This is a genomic window from Amycolatopsis sp. NPDC000009 (genome assembly GCF_055563465.1).
In genome coordinates this window covers 454,317-470,766 of the sequence record NZ_JBVHDI010000002.1, presented here as the reverse complement: position 1 = coordinate 470,766, position 16,450 = coordinate 454,317, and the positions used below count along the sequence as shown (strand labels likewise).

Below are 16,450 nucleotides of genomic sequence, written 5' to 3'. Positions count from 1 at the left end.
TTCCTGAGCCAAAGCTGTGCATCGCACATGAGTATGGCCCCGTCAGCGGGCTTCACGCTTCTTCAGCCGCCTCCGCCGTTTCGGCGATCATCAGCTCACCCGCCTGCTCGGTGAGCGTTTCCCTTGCCTGGTCGGGCAAACCGTCGTCCGAGACGACGACGTCGGCCTCTTCGAGCCCGGCGATCGTGGAGATGCCGACGATGCCCCATTTGGTGTGATCGGCCAGCACGACCAGCTTGCGGCCCGCTTCGACCAGCGCGCGGTCGGTCTCGGATTCGGTGAGGTTCGGTGTGGTGAACCCCGGCCCGTCGGCCATCCCGTGCACGCCGAGGAAGACGGCGTCCAGGTGCAGCGACCGCAGGCTCTGCACCGCGACCGGCCCGACCAGCGCGTCCGACGGGGTGCGGACGCCGCCGGTGAGCACCACCGTGCGATCCGGCTGGTTCGCGCCGCGCAGCACGTCGGCGACCTGGATGGAGTTCGTGACGATCGTCAGGCCGGGAATCCCGTCGAGCGCCCTGGCCAGCGTCCACGTGGTGGTGCCCGCGGAGATGCCGATCGCGGTGCCCGGCCGGACCAGCCCGGCGGCGAGCGCGGCGATGGCTTCCTTCTGCGCGCGCTGACGCACGGACTTGGCCTCGAATCCGGGCTCGTCGGTGCTCTTGCCGACGACGGAGGTGGCGCCGCCGTAGACCTTCTCGACCAGTCCACGGCCGGCGAGCACGTCGAGGTCGCGGCGCACCGTCATATCGGAAACGCCGAGCCTCGCCACGAGGTCGCTCACCCGGACCGCCCCGGTCCGGCGCGCCTCTTCGAGGATCATCGCCTGTCGCTGCCGCGCGAGCACAAAGCCTCCTGGATCAACTACACAAAATCCTACGCGATCAAACATGGCGCGACGAGCCGTGCGGACTGCCACCATGAGGGCCATGGCCTGGCTCCGCGACGTCGTCTTCGACTGCCGGCATCCGGCTTCGCTCGCCCGTTTCTGGGCGGCCGCGCTCGACGGCTACGAAGTCGCACCCTATGACGAAGAAGAGCTTGATCGCCTTCGTTCACTGGGTTTTTCGGGCCCCGAAGACGATCCATCGGTGCTGGTCGAAGCGGCGTCGGGACCGCGGCTCTTCTTCAACCTGGTACCGGAATCGAAGGTCGTCAAGAACCGGGTGCACCTGGACCTGACCGGAGACAGCGTCGAGCGGCTCGTCGCCTTGGGCGCGCGCGTACTCGCGCGTCCCGAAGACGGGCTGGTCGTGCTGGCGGATCCTGAAGGGAACGAGTTCTGTCTCGTTACTCCTTCGTCGTCTCTTTGACACCCTCGATCGGAACGCCGCGGAAGCTCAGCACGAAAAGCGTGACAGCGCCGAAGAACAGCGCGATGTCGGCGACGTTGCCGACGAACCAGCCGTTGTAGTCGATGAAGTCGACGACGTGGCCGCGCGCGAAGCCGGGCTCGCGGAACAGCCGGTCGCCCAGATGCGTCGTCGCGCCGCCGAGCAGCAGCCCGAGCGAGATCGCCCAGCCCGCCGAACGGACCTTGCGGGAGATCCACAGCAGCGCGACCACCGCGGCCGCGGCCAGGATCGCGAAGATCCAGGTGGAGTTCGCGCCCAGGGAGAACGCCGCGCCCGGGTTGTAGAGCAGCCGGAACCGGATGAAGTCGCCGATCACCGGGATCGGTGCCCGGCCGGTGAGGGCGTCGACGGCCCACCATTTGGTCAGCTGGTCGGCGGCCAGCAGCACCGCGGCCACCAGCAGTGTCCACAGCAGACGGCGGGGCGGCGGCTCAGGCGCGTTCTCGGTGCTCATCACCCGTCAGAGTAATCACCCGTCAGGCCGGGGCTCCCGGGAGCCGCAAGGTCATCAGCGCGCCACCGGTGGACGCGCGGCCCGCGTAGACGTCGCCGCCGTGCCGCTGCGCCGCGTGCTGGACGATGGCGAGGCCGAGGCCGGAACCTGGCAGCGTCCGCGCCTCCGACGAGCGGTAGAAGCGGTCGAACACCTTCGGCAGGTCCTCGTCGGCGATTCCCGGCCCGGAGTCTTCGACTTCGAGCACCGCGGTGCCGTCGCCGACCGGGTACAGCCGTACCCCGACCGTCGATCCTTCCGGCGAGAACTTCACCGCGTTGTCCAGGAGGTTCAGCACCGCGCGTTCCAGCGCGCTGGTGTCGCCGGTCAGCACCCACGGCTGGAGCGAGACGTCGAACTCGATCTCGCCCGCGCGGCGGCGGGCCCTGTCCAGCGCGCGCTCGACGACGTCGACCATCTCGACCCGCTCGTGCTCGATCCGCGGCTCGTCCTGGCGCGCCAGCTCGACGAGGTCGCCGATCAGCTGGGTCAGCTCGTCGAGCTGGCCGCGGATGTCGGCCTCGATGTCGCTGCGGTCCTCGTCGGACAGCGTCCGCGCGCCCGGCCTGCTCGCGGACAGGAGCAGCTCCAGGTTGGTGCGGAGCGACGTCAGCGGGGTGCGGAGCTCGTGGCCGGCGTCGGCGACGAGCTGCCGTTGCCGTTCCTGCGATTCGGCGACCGTGCCCAGCATCGTGTTGAAACTCTGGGTGAGGCGGGCGAGTTCGTCGTCACCGCTCACCGGGATCGGCCGCAGGTCACCCGTGGTGGCGACGCGTTCCGCCGCCGACGTGAGCCTGTCGACCGGCCGCAGGCCCGCTCTCGCGACGGCCGTTCCCGCGGCCGCGGCGACCAGGATCCCGGCGCCGCCGATCAGGAACAGGACCACCGAAAGCTCGTTCAGGGTGCGCTTCGTCGGCCCGAGCGACTGGGCGAGCACCATCGCCTGGCCGTCGCCCTGCGGGAGGGCGACGACGCGGCTGTCGGTCCTCGGGTCGGTGCGCAGGGAGAACGGCGACTCGCCGGTGGCGACCGCGATCTCGTCCGCGCCGTACGGCGGGCGGCTGCCGGACTGCGGGAAGGTCAGCCGGATCTTTTCCCCGACCGTCAGCTGGCCGATCTGCAGGTCCGCGCTGGCGAGGAAGGCGCCGGGCACCTGCTGCAGCTCGGTCTGCACCTGCGGGGAGTCGACCGCGGCCTGCGCACGGGCGAGCAGGTTGTCGTCCACCTGCTGATAGAGGTTGTCCTTCACGACGAGATACGCGCCGAGGGACACCAGCGCCACCGCACCCGCCACCGAAGCGGCCGCGAGCAGCGTCACCCGGCCGCGGAGCGAGAAGCGCCGCGTGCCCCAGCGGTCGCCGCGCGGATCCTTTTCGGACACGTCGACGACCGGGACGGGTTCGGTCACGGCGGGGTTTCCCTCAGGACGTAGCCCACTCCCCGCACCGTGTGGATCAGCCTCGGTTCGTTCCCAGCCTCGGTCTTTCGGCGCAAATAGCCGACGTAGACCTCCAGCGCGTTGCCCGAGGTCGGGAAGTCGTATCCCCACACTTCCTCCAGGATCCGGCTGCGGGTCAGAACGTGCTTCGGGTAGGAGAGGAACAGCTCCAGCAGGGCGAATTCGGTCCTGGTGAGGCTGATCTCCCGCCCCGCCCGGCGCACCTCGCGCGTCCCCGGGTCCAAGGTGAGGTCCGCGAACGCGAGGACCTCGGCGTTCTGTCCGGCCTGCGGATCCGGGATCGCCCGGCGCAGAAGCGCACGAAGGCGCGCGAGCAGCTCTTCGAGCGCGAAGGGCTTCGGCAGGTAGTCGTCGGCGCCGGCGTCGAGGCCGGACACGCGGTCCGAAACCGTGTCCCGCGCCGTGAGGACGAGAATGGGCAGATCGTCACCGGTGCTTCGCAGCCGCCGGGCGACCTCCAGGCCGTCGAGCCGCGGCATCATCACGTCGAGGACCATCGCGTCGGGTCTGTTGGCGATGATCGCTTCGAGGGCCTGCGCGCCGTCCCCGGCCAGCTCCACCTGGTAGCCGTTGAACTCAAGGGATCGCCTGAGTGATTCACGGACGGCCCTGTCGTCGTCCACTACGAGGATGCGCATGGCGACAGTCTTACGCAGAGTGCTGAGACTCGCCTAAGAACACACACAGAACAAACAAAGGAAATCCGGCGGTCCGGAAGATGTTTCAGCCGGTCTCGGGCCCTTTCGCAACGGGTGCGTTCCATCTACGCCACAAAGCGAGCATCCGGACCCCCACCACGGCGGCTGCTGCTACCACCGTCACCGGCCCCGGCGGCAGTCGCAGAGCGTGACCGATCACGACGAGCACCGCCCCCGCGAGCGCCGCGACCGCATAGATCTCCTTCCGCAGCACGAGCGGGATTTCCCGCAGCAGGAGATCACGCACAGCGCCGCCACCGATACCCGTCGTCATGCCGATCAGGCACGCCGCGTAGGGAGTGGCGCCCGCGTTCAACGCGATGGTGGTCCCCGCCGTCGCGAACACCCCGAGCCCGAGCGCGTCCGCGAGCAGCACGGCGCGCCTCAGCTTCGCGATCTGCGGATGGAAGACGAACACGACCAGCGCCGTCCCGCCGCAGACCGCGAGATAAGGCCAGGTCCGCAGGGTCGTGGGCGGCGTGATCCCGAGCAGGACGTCACGGATCACTCCGCCGCCGAGCGCGGTCGTCAACCCGACGACGACCACCCCGAAGACGTCCAACCTGGCCCGCACCGCCGCGAGCGCCCCCGAAGCGGCGAACGCGATCAAGCCGAGGAACTCGAGCGCGGTGAGGATCATTACTGGTCGAGCAGGCCACCGCGGTAGGCCAGCAGCGCGGCCTGCACCCGGTTCGCCGCGCCGATCTTGGACAGGACGGCCGAGACGTAGCCCTTGACCGTCGCCTCGGACAGGTGAAGGCGTCCGCCGATCTCCGCGTTGGACAGCCCCTGCCCGATCAGCCCGACGACCTCACGCTCCCGCTCGGACAGCGACGCGAGCAGCTTGCGCGCCGGCTGCGCGGCCCGCTGCTCGTCCCGATGCGACTGGACCATGCGCGCCGCGACCCCCGGATCCAGCACCGCGCCGCCCCTGGCGAGGTCGCGCACCGCCCTGAGCAGCGCCGCCGGGTCGATGTCCTTCAGGAGGAAGCCGTTGGCCCCGAGCCTGAGCGCGAGACTGACGTAGTCGTCGATGTCGAACGTGGTCAACATGGCCACGGTCGGCGGATCCGGCAGCGCGAGGATGGCCCGCAGCGCGCGGATACCGTCGTCAGGCGCCCGCATCTTGATGTCCAGCAACGCGACGTCAGGGTGGTACCTCCGGGCGACCTCGACCGCTGATCTCCCGTCGCTCGCCTCGCCCACGATCTCGATGTCGGCAGCACCCGACATCATGGCACGCAGGCCCGAACGGACCAGTTCCTCGTCGTCGGCGAACATGAGCTTGATCAACGAAGCCCTCCGGCAGCCGGGGGAGCGGCGTCTCGCGTCCCGTTAACGAAGATTACCTACTGTTGTTCAGGGTTTCGAAACCAGACACGTACGAGTGACCCGCGCGGGTCATCTGTGTCGATCTAGGCGTCGATTCAGACCCTGATTTCCTGCTGGAGAGTGTGGCTGCTCCTCGACGGATCCGCAGGTCGAGTGTCACTGGGCGGCCAGTGTCTCGGTTCGGCCGTTGCCCGCTTGCGGGCTCTTGGGCAACCGCCGTTCGGGGGTTTCGTGGTGTTCACCGGGCCGGCCGCTTGCTCACCTCAAGGGCGACTTCGACCTCCTGTGCCGATACGCGTAACTACGCGGTAGGCTGCGCCTGGCAGTACATGCCCTCGTAGCTCAGGGGATAGAGCACCGCTCTCCTAAAGCGGGTGTCGCAGGTTCGAATCCTGCCGGGGGCACACAATTGGCCCTTCGCTTTACCGCGACCTCAGGAGTCTCACCACAGCCGGACCGACACCTCGCCCGTGGCGTTGACGTCAGCCAGGTTCACGCCCCGCGTGACTCCAATGGGCTTGACAACGCCCGCTAATCTGAGTTGTTCTGTCCGGCTTCCAGAGGGGGAAGCAGTGACTGCTGCATGGCAAGTTCGTGCCGGAAGGCGCGGCGAACGTGACCAAGAAGCGCTGGACGCCGGGCTCGCGATCGTCGGCTGGGAGCGAATTCCAGACCTCGGTCAATTCGAGACCCGCCCTGCGCTGAAGGCTCAGATTCAAGCACTCTATCCGCAACGTTCGGGATACGTCATCGGCAACTGGACCGGCCAGCTCTGGCGATTCTCTCAGGAGATGAGCGAGGGCGACCTGATAGTGATGCCCGTCAAGAGCAAACAGAAACTCGCGATCGGCGAGATCACGGGCCCGTATCGCCATCGAGACGACAAAGCAGCTGGTTTTCGGCATATCCGTCCGGTGCGATGGATCCGAACGGACGTAGACGCAAGCGAATTCCAACCAGATCTGCGCAGCAGCCTCGGTTCATTACTGACCGTATGCCAGCTCAGTCGCCATGAGGCTGTCCGGCGAATCAGCGAGGTTGCCGCTCGGCGCCCTGATCCTGGCTGGCGTCACGTTTCCGCGAGTGTCGCACCGGACGCGACCCTCGCAGATCTCTGGGAAGCCGTAGAAGCCGGTACCGAGCCTGTCAAATTGACGGTACGCGAGCTACTGACCAAATGGGGCTTCAGTCGTCGAACGGCGACCTCACTGGAGACCGTCCAGGGAGAACTGGCGGATCGTGGGATTTCCACGAAGCCTCCGTTCACCACAGCACGCATGGACATGGTCGTCGAGCTGCTACAGGTGGCCGCCGAGCCCGACGCCTCCCCGGACCAAGGCGGGCAATCCGACCTCGCGGACACTGAGGCCCTCGACGAACTTCCCACGAAGTGGCGAGTACAAGCCATCCTCCCGGATGAGCCCAGTATCGAAAAAATATCTCCCGACAGTCCGCTCACTGCAGCTATTACCTTGATGCTCGCCAGGAACTACTCGCAGCTCGCGGTCGTCGACGAACATGGAGATTACAAGGGGGCCGTGAGCTGGGAATCGATCGGACGAGCACGCCTGACCAATCCGGACACGACCTTGCGCGATGCGACCGAAAAAGTTCGAGTCGTCGACTATGACGACGAACTGTTCGACCAGATCGACGAAATCTATCGCCGAGGCTACGTACTGGTACGAGGCGACGATCGTCGCACCCTCATCGGCATCATCACCGCCAGCGACCTGGCGCGCCAGTTCGGCACACTTGCCCGCCCGTTCTCGCTACTGGAGGAAACAGAACTCCGCCTTCGCCGCAATACCAAAAGGTGCATCCCGGAAGATACCCTTGTCAAGATCGTCCCGAAGTGGGCGAATGGCAATCCCACGTTTGGCAACTACGTCAGAATATTCACCGAACTCGACAACTTCAAGTTGACGAAGTGGCCGCTTGATCATCAAACCTTCCTTGACCTCCTGACAAAGGTCAAGAACATTCGCAATGAGCTCATGCATTTTTCCGGCGAAATGATCCCCGAACATGACCTGACCGTAATCGAAGGATTCTGCGCAATGATTCGAGCGGTCGATCAGTCTGCGCAGGCCACCTAAGCCAGGCGGGTCCACTACATCCGCGCCCGTCTGTCAACGACCTGCGGGGCGCCCGTCCGGATCCGTCATCGTGATGACACCGCCCGGCGCCTGCAGCACCACGTCAGCCCGGTACTTCCCCTCACCGAGGGCGGCGAGAGTGCCGAGGCTGACCATCCGCGTAGTGGCGCCTCGATGGCGCGGACATCGTCGTTTGTGCGGACGAACATGCACGCATCTGTACGGATTCCGTCTTTGGCTGACCCAGCCATGCCTCTGGCGGTGTAACTCCGGGTGGCACAGCGATGACGACGAAGACCGCTACCACCTGTCGGAGTGGACGGGCAATGTCCCTCTTGTGCTGGAAGACGGCGACAAGATGGGTAACGGCCTGTCCTACCAACCCGAGTACGCGACCGTGCACCTTGTCCAAGGTGTACGCGAAATCGAGCCACGTATCCGGTGCGGCAAGGGCGAAACCAATCAGGGCTGGTACCTGACTCCGGCCGAAGCCCGTGAACTGGCCGCAACGCTGAGCTCCGCGGCCGACATGACCGAGCGGCAAGCGACCCCGCTGGCGGCGGCAAAAGCGTGCTGACCAGGCGTCCGGAGGGGCGCGACCGGAACTGTCGGTGCCCTCCCCATAATGGGATCGTGACCGTCCACCAGGAGCCTCAACCGTTCGCGCACCTCAGTGCGCCGAACGCGGCGCTCTATCGCGACGTCCTGCTGACCTTTGCGCGGGCGAGAGACCGGTTCATCGTGCACATGCGCCCCGAGGACGTCACGGCGGACCTCGGCAGGCCGGGCGACATCGAGCAGATCGCGGACGCGCTGGACAAGCTGGTCGACTGGGGCAACTTGCGGGCCGATCCGGACACGAGCCGGGTGACCAGTGTCGCCGACTTCCATCGTGCCCGGTACCTGTACCAGCTCACGGCGGCAGGCCAGGCTGCTGAAGAAGCACTGGCGGTTTATGACCAGGCGCTGGGCCGCCGCGGGTCGCTGCAATCGGTGGCGCTGGAGGACATCGCGGCGCAACTGCGGGCGCTCGTGGAACTGGCCGGCGCGCGGGAACTCGATCCGGCGAAGGTTCATCTGCTCCTGCTCGCGCTCGCCGAACGATTCACCGGCTTGGCGGACAACGCGCAGGCGTTCATGGCGTCGCTGCGCCGTGTCATCGATTTCGCCGACGGTGACGTGGAGGCGTTCGTCGCGTACAAGCAACGGTTGATCGACTACGTCAATCGGTTCATAGCCGACCTCGCGAACCGGGGTGCGGAGATCGCCACCTTGCTCGGCCGGATCGAGGAAACCGGCGTGGAACAGCTGCTCATGGTGGCCGCGGAACGCGAGGCGGCGGATGTCGCGCCGGACGACCACGAGAACGCGGCCGCCATCGAGAATTGCTATGGCACTTGGCGAAATCGCTGGCGGGGGCTGCACGACTGGTTCGTCTCGGCCGATTCCCGCCATCAGTCGCAGGCTCGGCTGCTACGCGGCGCCGCTGTCACGGCGATCACCCAGCTCATCGACACGGTGGCCGCGCTCAACGAACGTCGCTCCGGACGTTCCGATCGGTCGGCTGACTTCCGTACCTTGGCGCGGTGGTTCGCCGAGGCCCCGGACGATGGCGCGGCGCACCGCCTGTGGCGGACGGCGTTCGGGCTCAGTTCCGCGAGGCACCTCACCGCCGACCACGAAACCGTTGCCGCGTGGGAAGAAGCGCAGCCCGCTCCGAGTACACCGTGGCGGGACGCGCCCGGGGTGCACATCAGCCCGCAACTGCGTAAAACAGGATCCTACGAGCGACGCGGCCAGCCCAACCGGGTCGCGGACCGGGCGGAACAGCGACGGATTCTCGCCGAGCAGGCAGCTTTCGAATCCGAGCAGGTCGCCGAGGCGCGAGAGCGGTTGGCGACACCGGGGCCGATCCGGCTGTCGGCGCTCGGCGAACTCGACGCTCGTGCGTTCCGGCTCTTCCTCGGCCTTCTCGGCGACGCGCTCTCGGCCCGTGCGCCCGGTGACCACGAAGTCCGCACCACCACCAGCGACGGCACGATGGAGATCCGGCTTGCCCTCGTGCGTGGCGGCGGAACGGTGCGAATCGACACCGAAGACGGTGTGCTGAGCGGGCCGGAGCACCTGATTGAGATCATCGACCTGGTCGGCCGCGGCCGAATGGAAGCGATCGCGTGACCGCGCCCGTCGACGAAAGCGTTGCCCAGAAACGGAAAGCCCTGCGGGCGCTGCTCGCCAAACCGTTGCTGACAGCGGGCGCGGACGACGAGATTCTGCGCTTGGTCAGGCGCCACGCGGCGGAGCTGCGTGATTGGCTCTCCCTTGAGACGGGATGGCGGCTGACGGTCGGTGCCGAGTCCGCACGGCTGTTCAAAACCGCGCCGACGTTGACCGACCAGACCCATCCGGCGCGGGACGGTAAAGGCAAACCGCCGTTCGGCCGCCGCAGGTACGTCCTGCTCTGCTTGGCGCTGGCCGTCTTGGAACGCGCCGACGCGCAGATCACTCTCGGCCGTCTCGCCGAAGGTGTGCTCGCCGCCGCGGGTGAACCCGAGCTGGTCGACGCGGGCGTGTCGTTCACGATGAGCAGGCGTGACGAACGTTCGGATCTCGTCGCCGCGGTCCGATTGCTGCTCACCTGGGGTGTACTCGAGCGTGTCGCGGGCGAAGAAGACTCCTACCTGAGCGACAACGGGGACGTCCTCTACGACGTACAGCGCCGAGTGCTGGCCGCGCTCTTGACCAGTGGCCGAGGCCCTTCGACGATCAACGCCGCCGATTTCGAAGCCAGGCTCGAAGAGTTGGCCCACGAGCCCGTCGCCGACACCGACGACCTGCGCAATCGAGCCTTACGCCACCGGCTCACCCGCCGCCTGCTCGACGATCCGGTCGTCTACTACGACGAGCTGACCGACGACGAGCGTGCGTACCTGACCAGCCAACGTCACGCGATAACGCACCGGATCGAGGTCGCTACCGGGTTGGTCGCCGAAGTCCGCGCGGAGGGCATCGCGATGGTCGATCCCGACGATGAACTGACCGACGTTCGTATGCCGGAGCAGCGCACGGATGGGCATGCGACCCTGCTCGTCGCCGAGTATCTCGCGGCCCGGAACGGGCCGGTGCCGATCGAGCGGGTACTGGCGTATGTCCGGAAAATCGCCCGTGAGCACGCCACCTACTGGCGCCGCGGAGTCACCGAAGAAGGCGCTGACGAAGAACTCCTCGCCATCGCGTTGCACAAGCTGCGCGCGCTGCGGCTCGTCGAGGATTCCGAAGGGGATCCGCCGATGGTGCGCGCGCTGCCCGCGATCGGCCGTTACCGGCTCGACGCGCCCACCATTCGGGAGAGGAAGACCGGGAAATGACTTTGCCCGTTCCGGACAGGGCCCGCTGGATACCACTTCGCGCCGGCCTCGTCGACCTGTTCTACTACGACCTCGAAGAGTTCCATTTTCACGACGGCCGCTTGTTGCTGCGCGGCAACAACGGAACCGGCAAGTCCAAGGTGCTCGCGCTGACCCTGCCGTTCCTGCTCGACGGCGAATTGTCGGCACATCGGGTGGAGCCGGACGGCGACCGCAACAAACGCATGGAATGGAACCTGTTGCTCGGCGGGAAACATCCACACAACGAACGACTCGGCTACACCTGGCTGGAATTCGGTCGTGCTCTTCCGGACGGGAGCGCCGAGTACCGCACGATCGGCTGCGGCCTCAAGGCCGTCGCCGGACGCGGCATCGCCCGGCACTGGTTCTTCGTGACCGGCCAGCGCGTCGGACAGGACCTTTCCCTGGTGAGCCCAACCCGGGTGGCCTTGACCAGGGAAAAGCTCAAGGACGCGGTCGACGGGCACGGTCTGGTGTACGACACCGCGTCGGAATACCGGCGGGCGGTGGATGAGGCACTGTTCGGGCTGGGGACGCACCGCTACGAAGCCCTCGTCAATCTTCTGATCCAGCTACGGCAACCGCAGCTGTCGAAGAAACCGGACGAGAAACTGCTGTCCCGAGCACTCACCGAAGCACTCCCTCCACTCGACCCGGCTTTGGTGGCCACGGTCGCGGAAGCGTTCCGTGGACTGGACGAAGAACGGGAGACATTACGCGCCCTCGCCGAAGCCAAGACTGCGGCGGAACAATTCCTCACCCATTACCGGCGTTATTCCCGGATCGCGGCCAAACGCCGCGCGGCGCCGGTCCGCCACACCCACAGCAGGTACGAACAGCTCGGCCGTGAGCTGGGTGAAGCCGAGACCGCTTACGAAAAGGCGACGCTGGCACTCGAAGGTACACAGCGACTGCTCGATGAGCTCGCGACGGCGAAGACCCAGTTGGAGACACGCCGTACCGCGCTGCAGAGCAGTCCGGAAATGCGGGACGCCGAAAACCTGAAAAGGGTGGGGGAAGAGGCCGAGAAGCTCTCGAAATTCGCCGTAGGGCGGGAACGCGACCTGACGTCGGCCGCCGAGAACCTGCGGCGCCGTGAAGAGCAGGCCGAGACTGCACGGCGAACGACCGAAGCCGACTCGGAGGTTTTGGCGCGGGCCAAGAACACCGCGCGCGAGGCCGCCGAGGCGGCGTATGTGGCAGGGGGACATGCCGCTGTCGTCGCCGACGAAGACGAGCGAGCCGGGCAGGCCCTCATCGAACGGCAGACCAAGGCTGTCGAGCAGCTGCAACAGTTGCTCAACGCCGCGACGCAGGCCGAAGCCGCGCTGCGTTCGGCACGCGAAAGCGTGGACCGGATCACCGCCGAGCAGCAGAGCGCCGCCGAGCGGATCACCGCGGCCGAGGAGAACATCGCCGGACACGGTGCGGCGCTCGTCGCCTCCTACCGCTCATACCTGGCGGCGACCGAGCAATTCGCCCTGTCCGATATGGACGGCCTGCTCGACTCACTGGACTCGTGGACCGAGACACTGTCCGGTGCCAACCCCGCGGCGTCGGCCGTGGAAGAAGCCGTGCTGCGGGCGACCTCCGAACTCGGTCGCAGGCAAGCCGCCCTCGACGCCGAGCGAGCGGCGGCGGGAAACGAGCGGCAAGCGATCGGCGCCGAGATCGCCCGGCTTGAGGCGGGCGGTCACGACGCTCCGCCGAGGCCGTACACCCGTGACGAAGAGGCACGTGCGAGGCGCCCCGGCGCTCCACTGTGGAAGGTCGTGGACTTCGTCCCCGGCGTCGGCGCGGAGCACCGAGCCGGCCTCGAAGCGGCTTTGGAGGCCGCTGGCATCCTCGACGCTTGGGTGACCCCAGACGGTGAACTGCACAGCACGCTGACCGGAGACGTGGTCGTCAAACCGGGCGACGCCGCACCGGCGGGCGGCCTCACCGCTGTGCTCGCGCCGGCGGTGGACCGGGCCGATTCCCAGGCTGCGGCCCTGGATGACGACGTGGTCGCATCGGTCTTGCGCGCGATCGGCCTAGGTCCCGGTGCAGGCACTTGGATCGCGGTGGACGGCAGGTTCGCTGTCGGCGTGTTGAGCGGGGCGTGGCACAAGGACACCGCCGGTTACCTGGGTGAGGGCGCGCGCGAAGCCTCGCGCAGGGAACGCGTCCGTCGGCTGCGGGTCGAGAGCGCCCGACTGGACCGGCGCCTCGCCGAGTTGGCGGACGCCGCCGAAAGCCTGGCGACCCAGCGTGCCGCCCTCACCGCGGAACAACGGGCTCAGCCGAAGGACAACGATCTCCGCGAAGCTCATGTCATGCTCGCCGAGGAGCATAAGTCGAAACGCCGGATCGACGGCCGCCTCGGCGAAGCCGTCACAGCTTCCGACGAGTGTGCCGACGTGGCCGAGCTGGCTCGCGGAACGGTCATCGAGTTCGCCGGAGATGTCGGTCTGCCAACGGATCCCGATGAGCTGGCCCTGGTTCGCAGGGCCGTTGGTGACTACCGGGTCGCTTTGGCAGAGCTTTGGCCCGCGGCGCGAGCGCTGGCTCGGGCACGGGCCGGATCCGCCAAGGCCGAGGACGAACTGCGAGCCGCCGCCGAACACCACGGCGAAGCACGGCAGTCGGCCGCGGAAGCCCGCGCCGACGCCGAGGTCGTGGCGGAACGTCACCGGGTACTGGTCGAGACCGCGGGCGCGGGAGTCGATGAGCTCTATCGGAAGCTCGCCGTGGTCGGCAGGGAACTGGACGAGCGCGAGGCCCGTGAGAACCAGGTGCGAGAAGACGAACGGGGCTTGCGCGAAGAACGGGGTACAGCCAACGGACGACGTGAGACGCTGCGCGATTCGATCACTACCGCCGTGGCCGAACGTGACCAGGCCATCAATGAGCTGCGGGTCTTCGCGACGACAGGACTGTTGACGACGGCCGTCCCCGAAGTGGAATTCCCCGATCCCGGCAAGGAGTGGGCCCCCAACCCGGCTGTCGCCCTCGCGCGGGCCATCAACGCCGCGTTGGACGGCGTGGACGACGCTGACCGGCCTTGGGAACTGGTACAGCAGAAAGTGTCGGCTGAGCACAAACTGCTGACCGACGCGCTGTCCAGGCACGGCCATTCGGTCGGCATGACCGTTCGGGACGGGATCATCGTCGTCGATGTGCTGTTCCAAGGCCGCACCCAGGACATTCCGACGCTGGTGGCCGCTTTGGAAGTGGAGAACGAGCAGCGCGCGAACCTGCTTTCGGCCAAAGAACGGGAAATCCTCGAGAATCATCTCATCAACGAAGTGGCGGGCACGCTGCAGGAATTGATCGGCAACGCCGAGGATCAGGTCCGGTCCATCAACACCGATCTGGAGGCCCGGCCGACATCGACCGGAATGCGTCTGCGGTTGCAGTGGCGTACTTCGCGAACGGCGCCTGACGGGCTCGCCCGGGTGCGAGACCGGTTGTTACGGCAAACCGCCGACGCCTGGAGTGCGGAAGACCGGACCGCCGTCGGCGGGTTTCTGCAGGAGCAGATCAACCGCGAGCACGCCGAAGACGCGGCCGGCGGCTGGGTCGAACAGTTGACCCGTGCGCTGGACTACCGGTCCTGGCACGAATTCGCGATCCAGCGCTACCAGGACGGCCAGTGGCGATCGGCGACCGGACCGGCGTCCGGCGGTGAACGGGTGCTCGCCGCGTCGGTTCCGCTGTTCGCCGCGGCCTCCTCGTTCTACTCGTCTTCGGCCAATCCCCACACCCCGCGTCTGGTCGCGCTCGACGAAGCGTTCGCCGGGGTCGACGACGACTCGCGGGCCAAGTGCCTCGGCCTGCTCGCCGCGTTCGACCTCGACGTCGTGATGACCAGCGAACGCGAATGGGGTTGCTACCCGCAGGTGCCCGGTCTGGCCATCGCCCAGCTCGCCCGGCGCGACGGTATCGACGCCGTGCTGGTGACCCCTTGGCGGTGGGACGGCCGCGAGCGTGTCCAGCGGCAACGGCCGCTCCCCCACGTCCCGACTGTCTGATGACCGATCTTGATCGCCTTCGCAGGCTCTTGGGCGGTGAGGAGACCGCGTGGCTGCTCGATCGCCTACACCGTCGGATGATCGCCGACAGGCCGTTGAGCGGAGTCGTCACTCTCGGCTCGGCGACGCACGACCAGCGCAGGGCAATCGAGCGATTGCTCGGCCGCCGTGCCGGTACCGGCACTTCGCTGAGCGTTTCACTCGACGAAGTCGACGCGGTGCTCCGTCGCAGCGGTGCGGCCCCGGGTGGGCTGGCCGACGCGGCCCGGCTACTGATCGGGGCCGTGCCATCCCGTGCGGCTGAGGCCGCGGCCTGGTCGGCGGCTTTCAGCCCCCTGGACGAACTGGTCGCACAACGTCCCTTGCTGGCGACGTGGCGGGCGTGGTTGGACTCCACCGGGCTGATCCGGAGGCTGGCCGCCGATCCGGAAAGTGCTTCGGCGTTGGTCACCGCGGCTGTCCGCGTCCTCGCCGAGTTGCCCTCGAAGGGCATCGCGCTTGGCAGGCTCGCGGCGGAAACCACTGGCGACGCACATGGCCTGGACGACGGGTGTCCCTTGGCGACCGTCGTTCTTTCGGCGGCGAGGGTCCTTCGTGGCAGTCCCCCGGCCGGAGACGGCACAGCGGGTGAACGCCGGACTTCCTGGGCGGCGGTCGGCGTACATCGTGACGAGCTGTCCTCGTCCGTGTTGTGCCTCGGCTTGCCCGGTGGCGTGGACACGATGACCGGCCGCATGCTGGCGCTGGCGAAGGAGTCCGGCGAACCGTTTGTCCTGACGCTACGCCAGCTGACCACCGCGCGGCTCGGCGTCGGAGCCGGGATGGTGTCGGTGTGCGAGAACCCGATCGTCCTGGCGTCGGCGGCCGATGAGCTGGGCCACGGCTGCCCTCCTCTCGTCTGCGTGAACGGCCAGCCCTCGGCCGCGGTATGGCGTCTGCTCGATCTCCTCGCGGCGGAGGGAGCCGGTTTCAGGTACCACGGCGACTTCGATTGGGGCGGCATTCGGATCGGTAACACCCTGCGAGAGCGGGTTCCCTGGGAGCCGTGGCGTTTCGACGCTTCGGCGTACTCCGCATCGGCTGTGGCAGGCGGCCCACTGACGGGAAGACCGGCGGACGCGACGTGGGATCCGGAACTACGGCCGGCCCTGGAGCGACGCGGCGTGCGCATCGAAGAGGAACTCGTCCTCCCCGCCTTGTTGGAGGACCTCCGCTAGGCCTCGTGGAAATCGTCGAGCCGATGCGCTTCGACGGAAGACTCCGTGGCGGCCAGCCAGTGTGGGTAGGTGACATAGACCAGTTCCGTGTCCTCATCGGCCGCGTAGACGAGCTCAATCCCCGCCCGCAGGTAAATCACCTCGCCGGGCCGAGCCGTCACCGAGCCCGAAGGGCCCTCGACGGTGAAAGTGCCGGAAGTGATGACGAGTGCCTCGTCGTAGGTCATCTTCCAAGGATTCTTCTCGCCCTTCCCGTAGCGGGCGAAGCCGACGGACATCGCCGCGCTGCTGCCTTGCGAGACGACGTCGGCCAGGAAGATCCGCTGGTCGAGCCGCTGGAACCAGGTCGAAGCGTCATCGCTCGTGAAGTGTTCGACGGACATCCAGGTCTCCTT

14 protein-coding genes and 1 tRNA gene are annotated in these 16,450 nt (G+C 67.3%); 8 read left to right on the top strand and 7 right to left on the bottom strand.

Features of this window, described 5'->3' with window-relative positions; all coding sequences use genetic code 11:
• Nucleotides 1-52: 52 nt before the first annotated feature.
• Nucleotides 53-847 carry a DeoR/GlpR family DNA-binding transcription regulator gene (locus ACZ3HL_RS08335; RefSeq protein WP_465529661.1) on the bottom strand — a complete coding sequence of 265 codons (795 nt, stop codon included), beginning with the start codon at nt 845-847 and terminating at the stop codon, nt 53-55.
• An 82-nt stretch (nt 848-929) separates the two neighbouring features.
• Here ACZ3HL_RS08335 and ACZ3HL_RS08330 point away from each other — a divergent pair, with 82 nt between their 5' ends.
• Nucleotides 930-1,313 carry a VOC family protein gene (locus tag ACZ3HL_RS08330; protein WP_465529659.1) on the top strand — a complete coding sequence of 128 codons (384 nt, stop codon included), beginning with the start codon at nt 930-932 and terminating at the stop codon, nt 1,311-1,313.
• Here ACZ3HL_RS08330 and lspA read toward each other — a convergent pair.
• The 5 genes from lspA to ACZ3HL_RS08305 form a co-directional block, all read right to left on the bottom strand.
• Nucleotides 1,291-1,809 carry a signal peptidase II gene (lspA, locus tag ACZ3HL_RS08325; protein WP_465529657.1) on the bottom strand — a complete coding sequence of 173 codons (519 nt, stop codon included), beginning with the start codon at nt 1,807-1,809 and terminating at the stop codon, nt 1,291-1,293. The genes ACZ3HL_RS08330 and lspA overlap by 23 nt on opposite strands.
• A 22-nt stretch (nt 1,810-1,831) precedes the next feature.
• Complete coding sequence (locus tag ACZ3HL_RS08320) at nt 1,832-3,256, bottom strand: HAMP domain-containing sensor histidine kinase (RefSeq protein ID WP_465529655.1); 1,425 nt, start codon at nt 3,254-3,256, stop codon at nt 1,832-1,834.
• Nucleotides 3,253-3,945 (bottom strand): response regulator transcription factor, encoded by a 693-nt coding sequence (locus ACZ3HL_RS08315; protein ID WP_465410949.1) that lies wholly within the window; start codon nt 3,943-3,945, stop codon nt 3,253-3,255. Before ACZ3HL_RS08315 ends, ACZ3HL_RS08320 begins: the two co-directional genes overlap by 4 nt.
• A gap of 85 nt (nt 3,946-4,030) precedes the next feature.
• Nucleotides 4,031-4,645 (bottom strand): trimeric intracellular cation channel family protein, encoded by a 615-nt coding sequence (locus ACZ3HL_RS08310; RefSeq protein WP_192743658.1) that lies wholly within the window; start codon nt 4,643-4,645, stop codon nt 4,031-4,033.
• A complete protein-coding gene (locus ACZ3HL_RS08305; protein WP_005155565.1) occupies nt 4,645-5,298 on the bottom strand; it encodes a response regulator in 654 nt (217 codons plus the stop codon). The genes ACZ3HL_RS08310 and ACZ3HL_RS08305 overlap by 1 nt, the downstream gene beginning before the upstream one ends.
• 370 nt (nt 5,299-5,668) lie before the next feature.
• Here ACZ3HL_RS08305 and ACZ3HL_RS08300 point away from each other — a divergent pair.
• The 7 genes from ACZ3HL_RS08300 (at nt 5,669) to ACZ3HL_RS08270 (ending at nt 16,055) form a co-directional block, all read left to right on the top strand.
• Nucleotides 5,669-5,741, top strand: a tRNA-Arg gene (locus ACZ3HL_RS08300).
• 168 nt (nt 5,742-5,909) lie between these two features.
• Nucleotides 5,910-7,436: a CBS domain-containing protein gene (locus ACZ3HL_RS08295; RefSeq protein ID WP_465529653.1), complete on the top strand. Its 1,527-nt coding sequence runs from the start codon at nt 5,910-5,912 to the stop codon at nt 7,434-7,436.
• A 73-nt stretch (nt 7,437-7,509) separates the two neighbouring features.
• Nucleotides 7,510-8,013, top strand: coding sequence for a DUF6907 domain-containing protein (locus tag ACZ3HL_RS08290; protein WP_465530015.1), 504 nt, complete (start codon nt 7,510-7,512; stop codon nt 8,011-8,013).
• Nucleotides 8,014-8,069: 56 nt separating this feature from the next.
• On the top strand, nt 8,070-9,614 hold the full coding sequence (locus ACZ3HL_RS08285; protein ID WP_465529651.1) for a TIGR02677 family protein: 1,545 nt from the start codon (nt 8,070-8,072) through the stop codon (nt 9,612-9,614).
• Nucleotides 9,611-10,804, top strand: coding sequence for a TIGR02678 family protein (locus tag ACZ3HL_RS08280; RefSeq protein ID WP_465529649.1), 1,194 nt, complete (start codon nt 9,611-9,613; stop codon nt 10,802-10,804). The genes ACZ3HL_RS08285 and ACZ3HL_RS08280 overlap by 4 nt, the downstream gene beginning before the upstream one ends.
• Complete coding sequence (locus ACZ3HL_RS08275) at nt 10,801-14,838, top strand: TIGR02680 family protein (protein ID WP_465529647.1); 4,038 nt, start codon at nt 10,801-10,803, stop codon at nt 14,836-14,838. Before ACZ3HL_RS08280 ends, ACZ3HL_RS08275 begins: the two co-directional genes overlap by 4 nt.
• Entirely contained in the window at nt 14,838-16,055 is a 1,218-nt protein-coding gene (locus ACZ3HL_RS08270) for a TIGR02679 family protein (protein ID WP_465529645.1), read from the top strand. The genes ACZ3HL_RS08275 and ACZ3HL_RS08270 overlap by 1 nt, the downstream gene beginning before the upstream one ends.
• Here ACZ3HL_RS08270 and ACZ3HL_RS08265 read toward each other — a convergent pair.
• Nucleotides 16,052-16,438: a cupin gene (locus ACZ3HL_RS08265; protein ID WP_465529643.1), complete on the bottom strand. Its 387-nt coding sequence runs from the start codon at nt 16,436-16,438 to the stop codon at nt 16,052-16,054. The two genes, ACZ3HL_RS08270 and ACZ3HL_RS08265, sit on opposite strands and share 4 nt — an antisense overlap.
• Between the last annotated feature and the right edge of the window lie 12 nt (nt 16,439-16,450).

Excerpts from the sequence above, each read along its gene's own strand:
- ACZ3HL_RS08310 (WP_192743658.1), bottom strand. The coding sequence starts at position 4,645 with ATGATCCTCACCGCGCTCGAGTTCCTCGGCTTGATCGCGTTCGCCGCT.
- ACZ3HL_RS08315 (WP_465410949.1), bottom strand. The coding sequence starts at position 3,945 with ATGCGCATCCTCGTAGTGGACGACGACAGGGCCGTCCGTGAATCACTC.
- ACZ3HL_RS08330 (WP_465529659.1), top strand. The coding sequence starts at position 930 with ATGGCCTGGCTCCGCGACGTCGTCTTCGACTGCCGGCATCCGGCTTCG.
- ACZ3HL_RS08270 (WP_465529645.1), top strand. The coding sequence starts at position 14,838 with ATGACCGATCTTGATCGCCTTCGCAGGCTCTTGGGCGGTGAGGAGACC.
- ACZ3HL_RS08290 (WP_465530015.1), top strand. The coding sequence starts at position 7,510 with ATGACACCGCCCGGCGCCTGCAGCACCACGTCAGCCCGGTACTTCCCC.
- ACZ3HL_RS08275 (WP_465529647.1), top strand. The coding sequence starts at position 10,801 with ATGACTTTGCCCGTTCCGGACAGGGCCCGCTGGATACCACTTCGCGCC.
- lspA (WP_465529657.1), bottom strand. The coding sequence starts at position 1,809 with ATGAGCACCGAGAACGCGCCTGAGCCGCCGCCCCGCCGTCTGCTGTGG.
- ACZ3HL_RS08265 (WP_465529643.1), bottom strand. The coding sequence starts at position 16,438 with ATGTCCGTCGAACACTTCACGAGCGATGACGCTTCGACCTGGTTCCAG.